Here is a 20,160-nt window from a genome sequence, read left to right as displayed (position 1 = left end):
GCGAATGCGACTGCTTTAACGGACTTGGTTTTTCGAGCGAACTCGGCAGCCTAAATAACAGTGTATGTTGGCACAGCTCGCGTGCTAGTGTTTGCCGTTGCCGCTGGCGCCGCCGTTGACGTGGTCGCGTGCGAATACCACGCCGCGCGTGATGGCGAGGGCCGCGGCCTCGGCGGCTTGGCTCGTCATGACGGCGAAGTCTTCGGCTTCACGGGAGCGGAGCTGCTTGAGTACGAAGTCCGCTACGGGCATGCGGCCCGGGGGGTCGCCAATGCCAGCGCGAATGCGGGAGAAGTCGCGGCTTCCGAGCTTGTCGATGATCGAGCGCAGGCCGTTATGCCCCGCGTGGCCGCCGCCGACCTTGACGCGCACATCGCCGGCGGGAATGTCGAGCTCGTCGTGGATCACGAGCAGCTCTTCGGGCTTGACCTTGTATTGGGCGCACAGTTTGGAAATGGGACCGCCGCTCGTGTTCATATACGACTGCGGTTTGACCAGGACAACCTCGCGTTTGCCACCTTCGGCCTCGGGGTCGTTGACGTTGATAAGGGCGACTTCGGCGCCGGCTTGGTTTTTCCAATAGCTCACGCCGGCTTGGGATGCCAGGACGTCGACGGCTTTGAAGCCGGCGTTGTGGCGGGTGTCGGCGTACTCATCGCCCGGGTTGCCCAATCCGGCGACCATGCGGATGGGGAGGGGTTGTGCTGTGGCCATAAGGCCTCCTTATTGTTGATGGGTCTCGAAAACGCTCCGCGAAGCGCTTCGCCGACTGATAAAAATTTGCTGTTGAATATGGTGCGTGTGTCGCGCGATGGTGTCAAACGCGTCAAGAATAACCCCAAAATGGCCGTTGGCGTATTGGAAAGGGGGTCAGTCATTAAAATGTGCGGGGTTTATCAAGGACCCAGCGAGTAGAGGCCTATTTTTGACTACTTGGAAAACGAATAACCGCAGGTAGCGAAGTTTGCGATAGGCGGCTACTCGGGGTCTACTTGGCGAGTGCGTCAAGAACCCCACACATTTCAACAAATGACCTCTTGGCCGATATTCTTATCGGCCAAATTCGGGGTCAACGATGTGATTTACGGTCAAAAGCGGAGAAAAGCGCAATGCGACATCATGAAGAACCACCTCAGGTTAGTGCCTGTCCCCAATTTGAGGTGCGAATCGAACATGTGGGCCTCCGTAGCCTTTTCGGGCCTCCTGGAGACTGCGGACGATAAGTCGGATCGCCCGGACGGCCCGACTTATCGTCCGCAGTCTCTTCTGAGGTGCGCACTTTGGAGCAGTTGCGCGTGAAAGTAAACGGGCGCCCGTTCTAGCGTAGTGCAGTATAGAGACTTACAGCGCGAAGTCGCCGCCCACGAGGCAGGAGACGGAGCGCTCGTAGTACACGGCGGAGATGGTCTCGGCAAACTCGCCGGCAACGGAGATGGTCTTGATCTTGCCCGTCTCCTCAACCGGAATGGCGTCGGTGACCACACACTCCACGATGGGGGCGTCGTTCAGGCGCTGGACGGCCTCGCCGGAGAAGATGCCGTGGGTGGCGCACACGTAGATGTCACCGGCGCCCAGCTCCTTGAGCTCCTTGACGTTGGCGCACAGGGTGCCCGCGGTGTCGATCATGTCGTCGTTGATGATGCAGGTCTTGCCCTTGATGTCGCCGATGATGCCCATGACCTCGGCGGCGTTGTGGCGCGGACGGCCCTTGTGGGCGATGGCCAGGCTGCAGCCAAGCATGTCGGAGAGCTTCTTGGCGGCCTTGGCGCGACCCACGTCGGGGGACACGACCACGAGGTTGTCGGTGTCGAAGTTCATGGCGTTGTAGTAGTCGGCGAACAGCGGCAGCGCGGAGAGGTGGTTCACCGGGATGTCGAAGAAGCCCTGGATCTGGCCCTGGTGCAGGTCAAGCGTGATGATGCGGTCAACGCCGGCGCACTCGAGCAGGTTGGCCACAAGGCGAGCGGTGATGGGCTCGCGCGGGGCGGCCTTGCGGTCCTGGCGGGCGTAGCCGTAGTGGGTGATGACGGCGGTGATGGAGCGGGCGGATGCGCGCTTGGCGGCATCGGTGGCGATGAGGAGCTCCATCAGCATGTCGTTGACGTTGCCGCCGGCGACGGACTGGATGAAGAACACGTCGGCGCCACGAACGGTCTCGTCGTAGCGGGCGTAGATCTCGCCGTTGGCGAACTGCTTGAGCGTCAGGCCGGACAGCTCGACACCGAGCAGATTCGCGATCTTCTCTGCGAGCGGACGGTTGGAGGAACCCGAATAGACGCGGAGGATCTTGTTCATATCCACAGTCTTCTTGGGATCGGTTGTCGGCATGTCTTCTCCTTTATTCGCCACGACACCTTACCTGCTCTATATATTAGCCAGATTGAACGTTAATGCAGCGCTGATACCGCACCAAACGTAACTTCAAAACAAAACGACCCGCACCGGGGGATGCGGGTCGCAAAAGACGGGGCTCTGCAATGCGCTTGGACAGACGATCGCTTGCCGGCGCAAGGACGTCGCTGGCCTACAGGCGGGCGCGACGACGCTCGGTGTAGCCCTCGAGGATGCGCTGGTCGCTGCGCTCCAGGCCGAGCGCGCCGGAGGGCACGTCGCGCGTGATGCAGCTGCTCGCGCCGGTGATGGCGTCGTCTCCGATGTTCACGGGCGCGACCATCATGGTGTCGGAGCCGATGAACACGCGGTCGCCGATGACCGTCGCGTTCTTGTTCTTGCCGTCGTAGTTGCAGGTGATGGAGCCTGCGCCCACGTTGACGTCGCTGCCCATGGTCGTGTCGCCAATGTAGGAGAGGTGGGGAACCTTGGAGCCCTCGCCGATCGTGGACTTCTTGATCTCCACGTGCGTGCCCACATGCGCGCGGTCAAGCAGGTGGGTGCCCTGACGCAGGTAACAGCGCGGGCCGCACGTGACGCCGTTTTCGATAACCACATCGATGCCGACCGTCTCGTCGAGCACGCAGTCGTTGCCAACACGGGCATCCGTGAGGCGCGTGTTGGGTCCGAGTTGGCAGCCCTCGCCAACGGTGCACGCGCCGATGAGGTGCGTCTGGGGCCACACGACGGTATCGCGGCCGATGCGCGCGTCGGGGTCGATCCAGGCCTGTGCGGGGTCGATGAACGTGACGCCCTCGGTCATGAGGCGCTCGTTGATGCGGTCGCGCGCGATGGCGGTGAGCTCGGCGAGCTGGACGCGCGAGTTCACACCCAGGCCATCGCGGTAATCGTCGCAGTGGAAGATGGTCACGCCGTGGCCGTGGCTCTTCAGGATCTCGACCATGTCGGGCAAGTAGTACTCGGCCTGGGCGTTGTCGTTCGTGATCTCGCCGATGTGGGCGGCCAACAGCGCGCCGTCGAAGGCGTAGCAGCCCGCATTGCACTCGAGGAGCTCGGCGTTCTGCTCGGGCGTGCAGTCCTTCTGCTCGATGATGCGGTTCACGCCGCCGTCGGCGTCGAGTTCGATGCGGCCGTAGCCAAAGGGCACGGGCGGGGTGAAGGTGAGGACCGCGCCGGCATGCGCGCCGCCGGAGACCGTCTCGGCGAAGGTGCGGATGGTCTGGGCCTGGATAAGGGGCAGGTCGCCGTTCAGCACTACGACGGGCCCGGCGTTGATGCCGGTCGCCTCAAGTGCGGTGCGCACGGCATGGCCGGTGCCCAGGCGCTCGGCCTGCTCGACGCACTCGATGGCGCTCGCGTGCGGCGTGCCCTCGTAAGCGTCGGCGATGAGGGCGCGGACCTCGTCGGAATGGCTGCCCACCACCACGACCACGCGGTTGCACCCCGCCTCGAGCGCGGCGTCGATCACCCAGCATGCCATGGGTTTTCCCAAAATCTTGTGAGACACCTTGGCATGATTGGACTTCATGCGTGTGCCTTCACCGGCGGCCATTACAATCGCGGTAACATCCATACGAGGCTCCCCAAGATTGGTTGCAGGTTCCTGCGCGCCCGGCGCGCAGACAGGTCGATGATACCGCAGCGGGGAAGGGCTCGACGTATGCGCCGCGCGATGCGCGTGCAATTGCCATAGGGATAGGGGGGGTGGGCGCACGGCTCGCTCGATTCGACATACGGCTTTTGAAACTCGGCATCCCGCCGTGCCCGCCGCATACCTTGCGGTCACGCTCGGCCTCACCATGTTTTCCATGCATCCGCTGCTGATTGCGCTCTCGTTCGCCGGCGGGTTGGCGTATGGCGCCTGCGTGCGCGGATGGCGTACGGCGGCGTTGTCCCTGCGCTGGCAGCTCCCTGTGGTGCTGGTTATCGGTTTGGTGAACCCCCTGTTTGTTTCCATGGGATCGACGGAGTTGTTTGACCTGTTCGGCAGGCCGGTGTATGCGGAGAGCCTGCTATACGGTTGCGCGATGGCGGGGTTGTTCGTGGCGAGCGCGCAGTGGTTCGGCATCGGGTCCACCATGTTGAGCTACGACAAGGTCTTGGGGCTGCTGGGGAACGTGGTTCCCACGGTGGCCCTGATGGTGTCCATGACGATGCGCTTGGTGCCGCGGTTCGTGCGCCAGGGTCGCACGATCGCCGCGGTGCAAGATGTGGCGTTGAGTTGCATGGGCTTTGGTTGTGCCCCCTCCGAGGGCGGTGTATCGGCGTCTGGGGAAGCCAGCGCATCAGCGCCCGGGGAGGCCGCCGCGTCGATGCCCGGGGCGTCGATACCTGGAGAGGCCGGGGAGTCGATGTCCGGAGGGGCCCGCGCGTCGATGCTTGGGGAAACCGGCGCAGCAGCGACCACACCCGGGCGCCGCCACGAACCGGCGCGCCTCCTTCGTGCGAGGCGCCTGTCAGATCGAGTGACGGGCTGCCCATCGGATCGGATGCCGGTCCGCCTGTCGTATCGGATGCCGGTCCGCCTGTCAGATCGGGTGACGGGCCGCCTATCGAATCGAGTGAAGGGCCGCCTGCGGCAGAGCTCCGTGCTCATGGGGTGGGCGATGGAGGATTCCCTCGAGACGGCTGACGCCATGCGCGCCCGCGGATGGGGCGCTCGCCGGCAGAGAACCACGTACCTGCCGTATCGTTTCACGCTGCGCGACGCCGCCGTTTTACTGGTGTTGACGGTCGCTGCCGCCGTATGCATATGGGCAAGCTGGACCGCGACCAACGCATACGAGTTCTACCCGCGGCTTGCGCCTATCCGTGCGTGGTGGGGCTATGTGCCCTATGCCGTCTGGATGTTCGTCCCTGCCGCTTTGCACCTATATGAGACGAGGAGGTTCTCATGAGCGGGACCGTGTTGGCCTTAGAGCTCAAGGGCCTTTCATTTACCCATGCGGGCGTCACGGAAGAGGTCCTGCGTGGTGTGGACCTTGACGTTGCACAGGGCTCGTTCGCGCTGTTGGTGGGCGATACCGGATCGGGTAAATCTACCATGCTGTCCCTCGTGAAGCCCCAGATCGCCCCTGCCGGCAGCAAGCGGGGGTCGGTTCGGGTGTTTGGCCGCAACGTCGAGGATCTGAGCAACGAGGAATCCGCCCGTACGGTTGGGTTTGTCTTTCAGGATCCCGACAACCAGATCGTGTGCGACAGCGTGTGGCATGAGATGGCGTTCGGCCTGGAGAATCTAGGCGTTCCTGCTGCCGAAATGCGCCGGCGCGTCGCCGAGGCGGGGTATTTTTTTGGCATGGGAGATTGGTTCCACAGCCCGACGGACGCCCTTTCGGGCGGACGCAAACAGTTGCTGGCGCTTGCGTCGACGTTGGTGATGCAGCCGCGCCTGCTGCTTTTGGACGAGCCGGCGGCGCAGCTCGACCCCATTGCGACCAAGAACTTTTTGCACGCGCTGTTTCGCGTCAACCGTGAGTTGGGCTGTACGGTGATGGTCGCCACGCACGCGCCCGATCTGATGGCGGATTACGCGACGTGCGCGTACGAACTGCGCGACGGGAGTGTTCGCGAGATTGAGGACTTGGCGGAGCTCAAGAAGGGCCGCGATCTCGAAGGGGTGTGCGGGCGACGTCAGGGGAGGTCGGGATCGGTTTCGGATGCGCCCGCTGAGTCCATGGCGGATATCGAACGCCCTGCTGGGCAGCGCCGCGGTGGACCGTCCTTCGGCGGTGCTCGAGCTGGTTTTTCGATTACACCCGCCGTCGATGCCAGGGGCGTGTGGGCTCGCTATGAGCGCGATGCCGACTGGGTGTTGCGCGGGTTGGACATTTCCGTGACGACAGGCGAGGTCCACGCGCTCGTGGGTGGCAACGGGAGTGGCAAGTCGACCCTGTTGGCGCTGATGGCGGGGGTGCGCCGCGCGAACCGCGGTGCGCTTCGCGTTATCCCGACGAAAAAGGCCCTGCTCCCGCAAGATCCAAAGGCATTGTTCGCGTGTGAGTGCGTGGAGGATGAGCTCATGGAGTGGGCGGGCATTGGCGCGTATGGCGTCGCCGAGGCGCAGGCGATGCTCTCCCGGCTGGGCCTTGCCTCGTGCGCGGATCGACATCCCTATGATTTGTCGGGTGGCCAGCGTCAGCTGCTTGCCTTGGGCAAGGTTCTTTTGGTTGGCCCCCAGCTGCTGTTGCTCGATGAGCCCACCAAGGGGCTCGATCGCACAGCGCGTAAAGAAGTTGCCCGCCTGGTGGACGAGGCGCGCCGGGGCGGTGCGACCATCGTGATGGCGACGCACGACCTCGAGTTCGCGTCTGCGGTCGCGGATCGCATGTCGCTGCTGTTCGACGGCGAGGTTGCGTGCACCGAGCCGGTCGACGAGTTCTTCCGCAACAACCTGTTTTACCGGTTGTGATGCGCATGAGGATTCGCGAGCATTCCGACGGCGGGAAGGGGCTCGGCTCCGGGGGCGCATCTCGAGGGCGGTTCACGATGGCTGGTGCGGCGCCCGACCCTCGCGCGGCGTCTGACCCCGGTGCGGCGCCAGGCTCTCGCGCCGCGTCTGACCCTCGCACGTCGCACGACGACGGTCGCCCCCATGGCCCGGGTGGCATCTTCGAGGCGCTGCTGCTCGCTGCGGTGCCGATCGCCATGGGCGTCGCGCTCGTGGCTGGTTTTGCGCAGACCGCACTGCTCATGATGCTGGTGGTCACGGTGGTTTTGGCGCTGTTCTTTGCGGGCTACGAGGCGAGCAAGCCGGCGCTCCGCCAGATCATGCCCACGCTCGTGCTTGCTGCCCTTGCTGCGGCGGGACGCATCCTGTTTGCGCCGATTCCGGATTTCAAGCCTGTTTCGGCCATTGCGATCATCGCCGGAGGGACGCTGGGGCGGCGCAGCGGGTTCATGGTGGGTGCGTTGGCGGCGCTCGCGAGCAACTTCTTTTTTGGACAGGGGTTGTGGAGTCCCTGGCAGATGTACGCCTGGGGCCTGATTGGATATCTGGGCGGTGTCCTTGCCGATATGGGGGTTTTCCCAGATGCGTCCGCTCCCCGCGGGCGTCGCGTTAATGGCAAGGATGGTGGTTCAGCGCCCCTCGCATCACGGATTGGGCGCTCCGAGCGTGTCAAGGCTGTGCTGCTCGTGGCGTTCGGTCTGCTATCCGGTTTGCTCTATGGCGTGGTTATCAACGCGTACGGGGTGTTGGGCTTTGTGCGTCCGCTTACCGTGCCAGGTGCGATCGCGTACGTCGCGGCATCGCTTCCTTTTGACGTGGTGCACGGCGTGGCCACGGCGGTGTTTTTGCTCGTACTGTATCGGCCGTGGACCCTCCGCATCGCGCGAGTGGTGCGCAAATTTGACGTTCGTTGCCGGTGATTCGGGGCTTTTCCGCGCGGACGCGGCTGGATGCAGAGAAAGGCTCGCCTGCGTAAAAGGAGCGGAGTCCCGTGCATACATCCTCGACACGCTGGATAAGCTGATACGGCAGCCCCTGCACATCCCGTTCATTAGCGCCCCCGTTCGGAGGACCCATGCACCAAGACAGCATTCTTCTCGCCACATTTGTCGTGGCCCTCGTCGCGGCCTTCCTGGGCGGCATCATCGCCCGCATGGTGCGCCTGCCGCCGGTGGTGGGCGACCTACTCGGAGGTCTTGCGGTAGGTCCCTTCACCCCTGGTTTATAGGCGACTCGCACGCCATGAGCCAACTCGCCGAGGTGGGCGTCATGTTCATGATGTTCGGCACCGGCCTGCATTTTTCCTTCGACGACCTCATGACCGTCCGCGGCGTGGCGGTACCGGGGGCGCTGCTGCAGACCGCGTTGGGCACCCTAGCCGGTTGCGGCGTGGGGCTTGCGCTCGGTTGGCCGCTTGAGGCGGGCGTGATGTTGGGGTTTTCGGTGTCCATCGCCTCGACGGTCGTGCTCATCAAGAACCTTGCCGATGCCGGTCTTGCCGGCACTGACGGGGGCAGGATCGCCACCGGATGGCTTATCGTGGAGGACCTGCTCACGGTGGTCGACCTGTTCTCGGCCGTCCCCGATACGAATCTGCGCTGGATGACCGTTCCGGCAAACGGGGTAGCGGCGGGCAGTACGTTTGCCGACTTGCAGCTGCGTGCGAAGACGGGTGCGCAGGCGGTCGCCCTGCGCCGCGATGACGAGATAGAGTTCGCCATCGAGGCGGACATGCCCCTGTGTGCGGGCGACATACTCGGCTTGGCGGGGTCGGAGGCGCAGCACGAGGCGACGTTGGCGCTGCTGGGCAACGGTCGTGGATGATCGACATTCAAGGTGCGTGGCAAGGCGTCATGCAATATGGCTGAAATGTCGAATATCACGTGATCTGAACGCTTGGATTTCGACATCTCAATTTCGTCAACGGTGGTGTGAGGGCGTCGGTACACCGGCGCGCAACGCGAGGTGGAGGCATGAGCGCGTCTTGGCCGCCGACATCTGCCGTTTTTACAAGAGAGCTTACAGCCCGATCTCAAGCGTGACGGGGCAGTGGTCGCTGCCAAAGATGTCGCTGCGGATGCCCGTGGCGCGCACGCGGTCCGCAATCGAGTCGCTCACCAGGAAGTAGTCGATGCGCCACCCGGCGTTGTTCTTGCGCGCGTTGAAGCGGTAGCTCCACCAGCTGTACGCGCCCTCAAGGTCGGGGTTCGCGGCGCGGAACGTGTCGGTGTAGCCGGCGTCCAGCAGCTCGACGAACTTGCTGCGCTCCTCGTCGGAAAAGCCGGCGTTGCCGCGGTTGCTCTTGGGGTTCTTGAGGTCGATCTCGTTATGAGCGACGTTGAAGTCGCCGCAGGTCACCACGGGCTTGCCCGTCTCGTCCTCGAGCGAGAGCAGGAACGCGCGGTAGGCGTCATCCCAGGCCATGCGCGTGTCGAGGCGCGCGAGTTCGCCCTGCGCGTTGGGGGTGTAGACATCGACGAACCAAAAGCGCTCGAACTCGAGGGCGCACACGCGGCCCTCGGTCGCGGCGACGGCGACGAGCTCGAGCTGGTCGTCGGTGAGTCCCGCGGCACGGCCGGCGGCGAGCACGGCGTCGGCGTGGCGAACGGAGAGCGGCTCATCGCGGGTAAAGACGGCGGTGCCTGAGTAGCCCTTGCGCTCGGCGTAGCTCCAAACCTGGTGGTACCCGGGCAGGTCGATTTCGACTTGCCCCTCCTGCAGCTTGGTCTCCTGCAGGCCGAGGATGTCGGCGTCAAGTTCGGAGACGATATCGGTAAAGCTCGGGTCCTTTTTGAGCACGGCGCGCAGGCCGTTGACGTTCCATGAGGCGAGCTTGAGCGTGCGGGATGCCGTGTTCGTCATGATGATCTCCTTATGCGGCGCTTGTGGGGGCGCCTATATATCGAGGGGCCGCACGCCGCGAAGGCATGCATCGAAAGCCCCTGTAGGGTATCGCTTGGCTAACTATACTAGATGAATGGCGATTTTCCGGCAGCGGCCGCGCGATTCGCCGCCTTCCCGCGGCCGGCGCTTTCGAGAAAGGCCCTGCGATATCGCGCGGAGACTCCAATTCTAAGGGCTCGCGCTGCCTGCGCCGGCACCCGCGCTCGTGCCGATCGTGCCCGCGCTCCGAGACTTTCGCGCATCGAAAGCGGGGGAGCTGGATACAATAGAACGAGTTGTTTGTTCTCGAAAGGATTCTCATGGCACGCGATTCCAAAGTTTGGCGCTGCGGCAAATACGAGCTGAAGTTTGACCGGCCACGCATCATGGGCGTCCTGAACGTGACGCCCGACTCGTTCAGCGACGGCGGCGAGCATCTCGATACGGAGGCGGCCATCGCCCACGGCCTCAAGATGCTCGACGACGGAGCCGACATCATCGATGTGGGCGGCGAGTCCACGCGTCCCGGCTTTACCCCCGTCGACCCCGACACCGAGGCGCAGCGCGTCTTGCCGGTGGTCAAGGCGCTCGCCCGCGCCGGCACGATCGTGTCCATCGACACACGTCACGTGGAGGTCGCCAAGGCCGCGGTGCGTGTGGGCGCGTCGATCGTGAACGATGTGACCGGCTTTACCGACCCGCGCATGGTGGATTTCGTCAAAGAGAGCGACTGCGGCGTGGTGATCATGCACGCGGGCGAGGTGAGCGACATCGAACGCCCGCGCACGCACACAGCCGTTCAGCTCGATACCTCTGCCGCCGCCTTTATGGCCGAGAAGGCCCGTGAGGCCGAGGCGGCTGCGAGGGCCCTAGGTGCCACCGGCAAGTCCAAGCGCGCCGCCAAGGCCAAGCTCATCTCGGGCATGATCCAGCCGCTGCAGCCTCAGCTTCCGTTCGATGCGCTGCTTGCCGCCGATGGCGCTGCGCCCGCCGAGCAGCAAGCTGCCGCCGCCGAGCCTCCGGCTGCCGCCGCGGAGCCGCTGGAGGGCGCCGTTGCCCTCGATGCCGCGTCTTCCGACGGCACCGCCGTGGCGGTTTCCGCCGTCGATGACGCGCCCGCTGGGGCGAGCGCGGACGACCTCGCTTCCGTCATGGCGCGTTCCGCGGCTCGAACCGGTTCCGCAAATCGAACCTCTCAGCTGCGTCGCTTCACCTTGCCCGACTCCGCGCCCATCATGCGCCGCGTCATGGGGTTCCTCTCCGATCAGGCGCGCGCCCTCATCCATGCGGGTGTCGACCGCGAGCGCATCTGCCTTGATCCCGGTCCGGGTTTTGGCAAGGACGCGAACGAGGACATCGTCATTCAACGCGAGATGGGCAAGATCGCCTCGCTCGGCTACCCCACGCTCTGCGCCGTTTCGCGCAAGCGGCTGGTGGGGGCCATCGCCGGCGTCGAGGACGCGCGGGATCGAGATATCGCCACGTTCGGCGTGTGCCTCGGCGCCATCGAACAGGGCGCGAACATCGTCCGCGTTCACGACGTCGCCGGCTTTTACCAGTTCCTGAACGGTTTTTGGGCCATTGCCCGTCCCCAGCCCCGCCGCGCCTATGTTGCGCTGGGCTCCAACAAGGGGGATCGCGAGGAGAATATCCGTTCCGCCCGCGATTTGATCGCGCAGATCCCCATGACGTGCGTGTCCGCGTGCTCGCGCATATACGAGAGCGAGCCTGCGTACGAGACGCGCCAGGCGGCGTTTGCCAATGCGGTCGTGGAGATCAAAACCGAGCTCGCGCCGCTGATCTTGCTCGAAGAGCTCATGAAGATCGAGCAGAAGCTCGGGCGGACGCGTGCCAAGGGCGCTCGCCCCAACGGTCCGCGTGTGATCGACTGCGACCTGCTGTGGATGGACAACGAGATCCATGGCGGCGACAAGCTGCGCCTGCCCCACCCATACCTGGGGGAGCGCGATTTCGTGTTGGTGCCGCTCGAGGACCTCATGCACAACCCGGCGCGCTTCTTCCGCTACGAGGGCGTGGACGTCAAAGAGCCCGAGGATCGCGTGGGCCACGTGGTCGCGGAGCTCGGCACGTTGTAAGCGCGTCGCGCGCCGGCGCAGGCTCGCTGCGCGTTACCTGATGAGCTGACGACGCCGGGCATGCGGGGAGTCTGGGTCCAAAACGGACCGGGCGCACTGCGTGTCCGGCGTTTCCATTCGACTGCCTCAACGTCTTTGGTATGTCAAAACGGCGCGGATGCCCTTCGTGCCTAGCGTTTGCTATTGGAAAAGTCTGCTCATGGAAAACTCGGTGCACCATGCGGGCGCGGTGCGCCATACGGGTTCCGTGCACCTTGGAAACTTCGGTGCATTGCGGGGCCTCTGTGCGCCGTGGAAACTGCGGTGTGACACGGCAGGCTCGTTGCATCTTTTGAACTTCGATGCGCTGTAGAAAGTTCGCTGCACTTTGGGAAGTTCGGTGCACTTTGGGAAGTTCGGTGCACCCCTCGACCATTTTTTCATTGAAAGATGGTCGAGAAGTGCACCGAGTTTTGGGGGTGCATCGAAGTCTGAGAGGCACATCGATGCCCGCTGGGCATTACGGCTTGGGGTGGGGCATCGAGGCTGATGGGGCATGCCGACGTTCGGAGAGGGCCCGGTGCCGGCGGCCTATGAGAGGCGGCGGTAGATTTCGCAGATGCCCTTGATGGTGAGCTGCGGATCGACCACGTCAAAGACGTCGGTCGCCTCGGCGACGACGCGCGCGAGCCCGCCCGTGGCGATGACGCGGGCATCATCGCGCCCCAGTTCACGCTTGATGCGGGCGACCAAGCCCTCCGCCATCGCCGCCGCACCAACGACAGTGCCGCTCTGGACGGCTTCGACGGTGTTTCGGCCCACGGTTTGCTCGGGCGCCTCAAGAGGGACGCTTGCCAACCGCGCGGCGCGGGCGGTGAGCGCGTCAAGCGAAACGCGGATGCCGGGCGCGATGCAACCGCCGATGTAGGCGCCCTGCTCGTTGACCACGTCGATATTCGTGGCGGTGCCAAAGTCGACGACGATGCTTGGGGAGCCGTACAGCGCCGCCGCCGCCGTGGCGTTGGCGATGCGGTCGGCGCCAACCTCGGCCGGGTTGGCGGCGTCGATGCTGGTGACCGAGGCCGTCGCGCGCCCCACCACCACAAGCCGCGCGTTCAGGACCTCGGCGACGCCTTCCCATTCGCGCATGAGCTGGGGCACGACGCCGGCGAACGCTATGGCGTTGACCTGCGCCAGATCGAACCCGTCTTTGTGGAAGTATCCGAGCAGGCGAACGTGCAGTTCGTCTTTGGTGAAGGTGCGGTCGGTGGGCATGCGCCACGAGTGGAGCAGCTCCTCGTTATCGAATAATCCAAGCGCGGTCTGCGTGTTGCCCATGTCGATGGCTAGCAGCATGGTCGTGCTCTCCTTTTACTCGTGCTCGCTTGGAACGGGGCGCCGGTTGGCCGTTGTCCCGCGCGATGGCTCGCGCAGCGCCGCGATGCTCGGGGCGCTTGCCCTTCAGGGTGCTGTGGACCCGTGGTGGGCGCGCGCAACGCGGTCCGCGCGCCGGCGTGTTGGGGTGGATGCACGCGGCGCGCCGGCGTTGCCATGCTCGCCGTGGGCCGCCGGGTGTTCGCCCCCCCCACCTCAATCCAAACGGAACACTTGGTTTGATGCGGTCTTCCTGCGCACATTGTATACTTGTTGGCTGTGCAAAATTGCGCGGCGCTTGGGAAGCAATGGCATTCCGCGCGCGCCGTGGGGTACCCCTGGAGGGACAATATGAACAAGAAAGCCCAGCGCCGACTTGTCGTGACGGGAGGGATCGTCGCAATTGCCATGCTGGTGGTCGCCGCGATCGCGGGCTCTGGCGGCGCGGCCTCGTCGTTGAGCGTCGGCGATCTTTTGGCCGGCGGCTATACCGGCAAAAAGGTGCAGGTGACGGGCTCGGTCGTGGCGGATTCCATCCAGAGTGAGGGCGCGAGCGTCCAGTTCGCCATCACGCCCGAGGAGGGCGACGGCTCGCAGGAGCTGCTCGTTACCTACGACGGGGCTCTGCCTGCCACGTTCGGCACGGGCGTTGTGGCGATTTGCACCGGCACCGTAGAGGACCCGCTCATGCTGAACTGCACGGAGATGGTCACCAAGTGCCCCTCCAAGTACGAGAGCGCCGAGGGCTCCCTGACGGTGAAGGGGCTGCTCGACCAGGCCGAAAGCATGGTGGGCAAGGAGACGAAGGTCTGCGGCTACATCGACGGCGAGGTGAATGACGCCCAGGCCTCGTATCGCTTTGCAATCGAGTCTCAAGGCGCGCTGCTCAACGTGGTGTACGAGGGCGGTCTCGACGAGGCCATGACCGATGGCACGGCGGTCGTCCTGTCCGGCCACTTGGATGAGGACGGCAATTTCGTGGCGACCGAGCAGCCCTCGATTGATTCGTCTATCAGCAAGTAACATATAACGCATGTGGGCGCAGCGGGGCAGTCTCGCTGCGCTTTTTGACGGATGTGAACGTGGGGTGGTTCGCGGGTTCCTTGCAGAGGGGAATCCCGGCACCCGAACTCTAGAAAGGGCCCGTATGGTCTCGATTATCGGCAACGTGATGCAGGCGCTCGCGCTTGTGTTCGCCCTGGTCTCGGCAGTGCTGCTTTTGGCGGGTGTCAAGCTGGGCGGCGCGCGCAAGGACCGTGCCGTTCGCACGGGCTACGCGTTCACGCACGTGAGCTTTGGCCTGCTCACCGCGTGCATCGGCGTCATCTTGGTGTGCATGCTCACGGAGAACTACAGCTTGGCGTACGTGGTCTCCAACTACCCCGCCACGGACAGCCCCCTGCAGCCGCTGTACCGCGTGAGCGCCGTGTGGGCGGGCCGCCAGGGCTCGTTGCTGCTCTGGACGTGGCTCATCGCGGCGTTTGGCGCCGCCCAGGCGCACGCACGTCGCTGCGCAAAGGATGACCTTACATGCGTCGCCCTCGGCGTGACCGAGATCGTGGTTGCCCTGTTCACCGCCACGCTCGTGTTCTCCGCCTCCAACAACCCGTTCATGGCCACCGCCGCCGAGTACCTCAACCCCGACGGCACGCTTGTGAGCAAGATCGGTGGCATGAACCCGCTGCTCATGCACTGGGCCATGATCTTGCACCCGCCGGCGACCTTCATCGGTTACGCGGCCATGACCATCCCGTTCGCATATGCCATGGCGGCGTTCATCACCGGTGACCTCTCTGCGCGCTGGGTCGAGCTGTGCGACCGCCTGGCGGTGTTCGGCTTCATCTTCCTGTCGATCGGCATGGGGCTGGGCGCCGTGTGGGCGTACGTGGTCCTAGGCTGGGGCGGTTTTTGGGCGTGGGACGCCGTGGAGAACGCGAGCCTCATGAGCTGGCTCACCTGCGTGGCGATGATCCACAGCTTCACGATGTACCGCAAGCGCGGCATCTTCAAGCGGTGGAGCATGTTCGCCGCCACCATCACGTTCATCTTCGTGGTGCTCGGCACGTTCATCACGCGCTCCGGCCTGGTGCAGAGCGTCCACGCGTTTGCCGAGGACCCGGTGTCCACGTACTTTTTCCTGGCCATTATGGTGGCGAGCGGGCTGGCGTTCTTGTTGGGCCTGCTGTACCGCCATGGCGAGTTGGGCGAGGATGACGACCAGGTCGAGTCGATGGTCTCCAAGAACGGCACGTATTACCTCACGAACATCGTTATGATCATGGCGGGCGTGCTGGTGGCGTACCTGACCGTGTCGAGCGCGCTGCCCAGCTGGATGCCGCTCGGCGGCGCGGTGGTCGCGGCGGGCGCGTACAACGCCGTGGCGCGCCCGGTTGCCGTTGTGGTGGTGCTGCTCATGGCGGTATGCCCGCTGCTGGGGTGGCGCAAGACGCAGGGTCCCGCGTTTTTGCGTCACATGCGCTGGCCGCTGGTCGTTGCCGCGGTGATCTTTGCGATCGAGCTCGTGTATTTTGCGCTCACGCTGGTGCCCACCTACTACGGCATCTTGGCCGACGGCGGTTCTGCCGCCGCCGCGCTGGCCGAGCAGGGACCTGCGGTGTACTACTTTGCGCTGACCGTCGTGGCGTTGGCTTCCGCCGCGCTGCTGCTGGCGACCTCGGGCTACCTGCTGGTTCGGGGCGTGCGCGCCCGCATGAAGAACAAGGGCGAGTCCGCTCCCGCCGCCGTGATCAACCTGTTCCGCCGCTCGCCCGCGCAGGCCGGCGGCTACCTGTGCCACTTGGGTGTGGCGGTCGTGGTGATCGGCCTCGTTGGCTCGATGATGTACGTGCGTGAGGTCACGGTCGACCTTGCGGGCGAGGCAGGCGAGTCCGCGCAGGTGGGCGAGTACGTGCTCACGCTCACGGGCAGCGAGCGTTATTCGGATAGCCAGGACAACGAGATCATGCGCGTGGAACTCGATGTTGCGCGCGCGGGCGAGGAGGGCCGCGTGCTGGGACATGTGGCGCCCTCGATGAAGGTCGCCGCCGCCACGAGTCAGTCCACGCTCGACGCTGCCGTGCTCACGTTCCCCACCGAGGACCTGTTCATCGCGTTCCAGGGCCTGAACGCCGACGGCTCGCTGTCCATCAACGTCAAGGTGAACCCGCTGATCCTGTTCACCTGGGTGGGTGGCGCCGTGTCCACGCTCGGCATCGTGCTCGCGTTCGCGCCGCGCCGGGCCACGCCGCTGCTCGCCGCCGATGAGCGCGCCCGCGCGAAGGCGGGCGAGGCGTGATGTCCGCGTCCGAGGCCCGCTCAGCGGAAGGGACGTCTGGGGTCGCCGGGGGTGCGAAGGGGGCGTTTGCGCCGGCGGAAGGCTGTGGCGGCTCCGGTTTCGTGGAGGCGGAAGGGCAGTTGGACTCCCGAGCCTCTTCGCCCGCCGTCGTCCATGCGCCGTGCGCGATCGAGGCGCGTGGGCTGATCAAGCAGTTCGGCGCGCGCCGCGCCCTCGACGGCGTTGACCTTGCGTTGCCCCAGGGGGCGTTCCTCTCGATTTTCGGCCCCAACGGCGCCGGCAAGACCACCCTGTTGCTCGAGCTGGCCCTCTTGGCACGTCCCAGCCGCGGCAGTCTGCGCATGTTGGGCATCGATGCCCTGGAGGAGCCGGACGCCCTGCGGTCGCGCATCGGGCTCATCTCGCACAAGTCGATGCTGTATGGCGACCTGACCGCCCAGGAGAACCTGGCGTTCTTCGCATCGCTCTACGGCGTGACGGGTGCGCCCGCGCAGGAGCGCATCGATGAGCTGCTCCGCCTGGTCGAGCTCGACCACCGCCGCAACGATTGCGTGCGCACCTTCTCCCGCGGCATGCAGCAGCGCCTGTCCATCGCCCGCGCCCTCATCAACGACCCCGACCTCGTACTGCTCGACGAGCCGTATTCCGGCCTCGACCCGCATGCGGCGGAGCTGTTCGACCGGCTGCTGGAACGCGTGCGCGAGGGCCGCACGTTCGTCATGGTGAGTCACGATTTGGACAAGGGGTACGACCTCTGCACCCATGCGCTCATCTTGGCGCAGGGGCGCGTGGTGGTGTGCGCGAACAAGGATCTCATCGACCGCGAGGCGTTCCGCGAGCTGTACCTGGCAACGGTGGGCATGGGGGTGGCGTAGATGACCGTGCGCAAGTCGATGGGCGAAGGCCCGTTCACACAGGGCGCCCGCGCGCCAAGACCCTCCGCGTTCGCCCAGTACAGAGCCCTGCTTGCCAAGGATGTTCGCCAGGAGCTGCGCACGCGCGAGATGCTCACCTCCATGGCGGTGTACTCGCTGCTCGTCTTGACCGTGTACGGCGCCGCGTTGGCGCAGGTGGGCGACAAGCTGCAAATCGTTTCGTTTGCCGGTGGCCTGCTGTGGGCCCTCATCGTGTTCACGAGCCTTCTGGGCCTCAACCGCAGTTTTTCACACGAGACCGAGTCGGGTTGCCTTGAGGGCATTTTGCTCGCCCCGGTCGATCGCGCGGTGGTGTTTTTGGCCAAGGCGACCTCGAACCTGCTGTTCCTGCTTGCGGTCGAGCTCGTGACCGTGCCGCTGTTCTTCGTCTTCTTCCTTTCCGGCGCGGCCCTTCCGCCCACCGCACCGTTCATGGTACTGCCGCTCTTGGTGGGCACGGTAGGCGTTGCCGGCGTGGGCACGCTGCTGTCCACCATGGCCATCGACACGCGCGGCAAGGACGTGCTGCTCGCCATCCTGTTCATCCCCGTGGCGTTCCCCCTGCTGTATGCCTGCGTGTCCGCCACCGGGGTGGCGCTCGCGGGTGTTGAGGGGACCTTTGCGACGTTCTGGCGGAGCCTGGCGCTGGCAGGGGCGTACGACGTGGTCATGATCGCCGCGGCGTGGGGCCTGTACGAGTTCGTGCTCGATTCGTAAGGGGAGCCGCCCCGTGCGTTAGTATGTACGGGTCAAACGCTTATGGCCGCCGCGCGCCGAGCTTCCTCTCGCGGGCGCGCGCCGCGTTGCCGTGACGTGAAAGGAGTGCGATGCACAAGAATCGCGCCGATGCGCTGGTGCCGGCCTTGTTGGTCCTGGGCGCGCTGCTCATAGCCGCCGACGTGGTGTGGACGTTCACGCTCGCCCCGCTCGTGCAGGGCGCGCAGCTGCCCGAGCCCGTGGTGATTGCCGGGCAAATGGTCACCACTAAGTTGCTGCTGAGCCAAAAGATCTTTTACCTGCATGTCCCTGTGGCCGTCGCATCATTTGCGGCGATGGGCGTCGCGGCGTTCCATGCCCTGCGCTTCCTCATGACCAAGGATCGCGCCCACGACGTGCGCTCGCGTACCGCCATGCAGATCACACTTGTGTTCATTGTGGCGACCATGATCTCGGGCGACTTGTGGACCCGTTTTGAGTGGGGCGTCTGGTGGGTGTGGGAGCCGCGCCTGACCACCTACTTCATCTTGATGCTGCTGGTGATTGGCTATTTTGTGCTGCGTAACGCGCTGGACGACCCCGAGAAGGCGGCGCGCTTTGCGGCGGTGTTCTGCATCGTCGCCTTTGTGGACGCGCCCATCTCGTTTCTCATTACGCGCCTGGTGCCCTCCTCGGTGCATCCCGTGGTGTTCCGCACCGATTCCGGCCTGCCGCCGCTCATGCTCATCCCGTTTTTGCTGGGAATGGCCGGTGTGCTCATGATCGCGTTCGCCCTGTACCGGTATGCCCTGCGCGTAAACGCGGCTGCCGATGAGGTCGAAGATCTCAAGCGCCGTTTGGAGGAGCTGGATGGAGAAGCGTCCCGCGCGGCAGCGGCTGCGGCGCTCGATCGGCTTCAGGCGCGTGCCGCGGATGTGGCCTTGACGGGTGGGTCCGGCGGCGCGCGGGGCGCGACTGCTTTTGATGCGTCTGCCGGTTCGCGCGCCCCTGGTGAAGCCGATACGCCTGCCGGCTCGCGCGCCCCTGGTGAAGCCGACGCCCCCACCCGCTCCTGTCCCGATGTTTCGCGTGCGTCCCATATGCCCAAGGAGGACTAAATGGATCCGATTCTCTCTGAGGTCTACTCGACCGTGCTGCCTGCGGCTCCGTATGTGATCGCCGCGTATGTGGGCATTCTGCTCGCCTTGTTCGCGTTCGTGCTGTCGCTGTGGCGCAAGTCCAAGCGGACGGAGGCGGATATCGACGCGCTCAAGCGCGCCCTTGAGGATCGAGAGAAGGGCTCTCGCTAGGCCTGGACGACACGTGCGTGTTGCTTTGCGTGATGAACGACCCCTTGCACGTTGGTGCGAGGGGTCGTTTTTTGCGCATTTCGTGCATCTTTTTAGGGTGGCGAGCGCACGTTGTTGCGATACGGCGTGCCTACGCTGCGGTGTCAGACGATGCGGTGCCGCGTGCAAGGCTTTGGTCAGCATGGGCGGGAAAAGCCGCTCGATCGGCCTGATACGCTCCTGCTCCCAAGGAAATGGAGGGCAAGATGGTACACGTGGCGCAAGGTGAGATGGAGCGGGCGGAACGCGGGCAAGTGGTTGCGGATGCGGGACCGGAAGACTGGGAGATATTCGAGGACGTCGAAGATTGGGGGCTGCCGGACGATGCGGCGGGCTCGGTTGGCTGGTCGGAGGGCTGTGGAGCCTCCGCGTCCTCGTCAGTTGCGTTTACCGAGGACCCTGCGGGCTTTTTAGGGCAGGCGATCATCGGGGCGGCGGACCGTGATGCGGGCGCGATGGAGCGCGCCCATGCGTTTCCGTTGGGCAAATGGCTGAGAGACGATGGCGGCGTTCCCATGCGGGAGGCAAAGACTCATCTGAGCCGCCTTGCGACGTATGCGAACGACACGGGGGAGACCATCCGGGTGATGCGCAACGGCGCGCCCTGGTTTGAGATACGCCCCCTCGCCTTTGCGGGCCACCGCGTGTGAAGACGCGAAGCGGGGCGCACCTCCCTGGCCGTGCGTAGGCGGCTCGGCGTGCGGATGGTTCGCGCACGAGACGGGGGCACACATGAAAAGCCCCGCCGGACCGCGTGTGTGCGGAGTCCGGCGGG

Annotated in this window: 18 protein-coding genes; 13 read left to right on the top strand and 5 right to left on the bottom strand. The window is 64.9% G+C overall.

Annotation, left to right across the window (positions count from 1 at the left end; all coding sequences use genetic code 11):
* Window positions 1-84: 84 nt before the first annotated feature.
* The 3 genes from pth to glmU all read right to left on the bottom strand — a co-directional run bounded on the left by pth (window position 85) and on the right by glmU (window position 3,925).
* On the bottom strand, window positions 85-714 hold the full coding sequence (pth, locus tag LK434_RS08380; RefSeq protein WP_006721866.1) for an aminoacyl-tRNA hydrolase: 630 nt from the start codon (window positions 712-714) through the stop codon (window positions 85-87).
* A gap of 627 nt (window positions 715-1,341) precedes the next feature.
* Complete coding sequence (locus LK434_RS08375; protein ID WP_006721869.1) at window positions 1,342-2,328, bottom strand: ribose-phosphate diphosphokinase; 987 nt, start codon at window positions 2,326-2,328, stop codon at window positions 1,342-1,344.
* A gap of 196 nt (window positions 2,329-2,524) precedes the next feature.
* Entirely contained in the window at window positions 2,525-3,925 is a 1,401-nt protein-coding gene (gene glmU, locus LK434_RS08370; protein ID WP_006721870.1) for a bifunctional UDP-N-acetylglucosamine diphosphorylase/glucosamine-1-phosphate N-acetyltransferase GlmU, read from the bottom strand.
* A gap of 187 nt (window positions 3,926-4,112) precedes the next feature.
* Between glmU and LK434_RS08365 the strand changes: the two genes are divergently transcribed.
* From LK434_RS08365 to LK434_RS08345, 5 genes are all read left to right on the top strand, one after another.
* Window positions 4,113-5,249 carry an energy-coupling factor transporter transmembrane component T gene (locus tag LK434_RS08365; protein ID WP_006721871.1) on the top strand — a complete coding sequence of 379 codons (1,137 nt, stop codon included), beginning with the start codon at window positions 4,113-4,115 and terminating at the stop codon, window positions 5,247-5,249.
* Complete coding sequence (locus LK434_RS08360; protein ID WP_006721872.1) at window positions 5,246-6,760, top strand: ABC transporter ATP-binding protein; 1,515 nt, start codon at window positions 5,246-5,248, stop codon at window positions 6,758-6,760. Before LK434_RS08365 ends, LK434_RS08360 begins: the two co-directional genes overlap by 4 nt.
* A 236-nt stretch (window positions 6,761-6,996) precedes the next feature.
* Window positions 6,997-7,719, top strand: coding sequence for a DUF6580 family putative transport protein (locus tag LK434_RS08355; RefSeq protein WP_227917721.1), 723 nt, complete (start codon window positions 6,997-6,999; stop codon window positions 7,717-7,719).
* 155 nt (window positions 7,720-7,874) lie between these two features.
* On the top strand, window positions 7,875-8,027 hold the full coding sequence (locus tag LK434_RS08350) for a hypothetical protein (RefSeq protein WP_006721874.1): 153 nt from the start codon (window positions 7,875-7,877) through the stop codon (window positions 8,025-8,027).
* A gap of 14 nt (window positions 8,028-8,041) precedes the next feature.
* Complete coding sequence (locus LK434_RS08345) at window positions 8,042-8,623, top strand: cation:proton antiporter regulatory subunit (RefSeq protein WP_006721875.1); 582 nt, start codon at window positions 8,042-8,044, stop codon at window positions 8,621-8,623.
* Window positions 8,624-8,818: 195 nt separating this feature from the next.
* On the opposite strand, the gene LK434_RS08340 is transcribed toward LK434_RS08345, so the two are convergent.
* Window positions 8,819-9,661 (bottom strand): exodeoxyribonuclease III, encoded by an 843-nt coding sequence (locus LK434_RS08340; RefSeq protein WP_006721876.1) that lies wholly within the window; start codon window positions 9,659-9,661, stop codon window positions 8,819-8,821.
* A gap of 341 nt (window positions 9,662-10,002) precedes the next feature.
* Here LK434_RS08340 and folP point away from each other — a divergent pair, with 341 nt between their 5' ends.
* On the top strand, window positions 10,003-11,778 hold the full coding sequence (folP, locus tag LK434_RS08335) for a dihydropteroate synthase (protein WP_006721878.1): 1,776 nt from the start codon (window positions 10,003-10,005) through the stop codon (window positions 11,776-11,778).
* A gap of 570 nt (window positions 11,779-12,348) precedes the next feature.
* Here folP and LK434_RS08330 read toward each other — a convergent pair.
* The gene (locus LK434_RS08330; protein WP_006721879.1) at window positions 12,349-13,113 is read right to left on the bottom strand and encodes a type III pantothenate kinase; all 765 of its coding nucleotides are present in this window, start codon (window positions 13,111-13,113) and stop codon (window positions 12,349-12,351) included.
* Between the two features lie 369 nt (window positions 13,114-13,482).
* Between LK434_RS08330 and LK434_RS08325 the strand changes: the two genes are divergently transcribed.
* From LK434_RS08325 to LK434_RS08295, 7 genes are all read left to right on the top strand, one after another.
* A complete protein-coding gene (locus LK434_RS08325; RefSeq protein ID WP_006721881.1) occupies window positions 13,483-14,154 on the top strand; it encodes a cytochrome c maturation protein CcmE domain-containing protein in 672 nt (223 codons plus the stop codon).
* A 124-nt stretch (window positions 14,155-14,278) separates the two neighbouring features.
* On the top strand, window positions 14,279-16,426 hold the full coding sequence (locus LK434_RS08320; protein WP_227917720.1) for a heme lyase CcmF/NrfE family subunit: 2,148 nt from the start codon (window positions 14,279-14,281) through the stop codon (window positions 16,424-16,426).
* On the top strand, window positions 16,426-17,301 hold the full coding sequence (locus LK434_RS08315) for an ABC transporter ATP-binding protein (RefSeq protein ID WP_227917719.1): 876 nt from the start codon (window positions 16,426-16,428) through the stop codon (window positions 17,299-17,301). Before LK434_RS08320 ends, LK434_RS08315 begins: the two co-directional genes overlap by 1 nt.
* Window positions 17,302-18,057, top strand: a complete 756-nt coding sequence (locus tag LK434_RS08310) for a heme exporter protein CcmB (RefSeq protein ID WP_006721884.1) — start codon at window positions 17,302-17,304, stop codon at window positions 18,055-18,057.
* Window positions 18,058-18,167: 110 nt separating this feature from the next.
* Window positions 18,168-19,154, top strand: a complete 987-nt coding sequence (locus LK434_RS08305; protein ID WP_006721885.1) for a cytochrome c biogenesis protein — start codon at window positions 18,168-18,170, stop codon at window positions 19,152-19,154.
* Window positions 19,155-19,346, top strand: coding sequence for a heme exporter protein CcmD (locus LK434_RS08300; RefSeq protein ID WP_006721886.1), 192 nt, complete (start codon window positions 19,155-19,157; stop codon window positions 19,344-19,346).
* A gap of 245 nt (window positions 19,347-19,591) precedes the next feature.
* Window positions 19,592-20,035: a type II toxin-antitoxin system Phd/YefM family antitoxin gene (locus LK434_RS08295; protein ID WP_148334660.1), complete on the top strand. Its 444-nt coding sequence runs from the start codon at window positions 19,592-19,594 to the stop codon at window positions 20,033-20,035.
* Window positions 20,036-20,160 lie beyond the last annotated feature (125 nt).

Source organism: Collinsella stercoris DSM 13279 (assembly GCF_020735465.1).
GTDB classification, from domain to species: domain Bacteria; phylum Actinomycetota; class Coriobacteriia; order Coriobacteriales; family Coriobacteriaceae; genus Collinsella; species Collinsella stercoris.
Note: the sequence above shows the minus strand (reverse complement) of the source record. Positions and strands in the feature narration are given on the sequence as shown.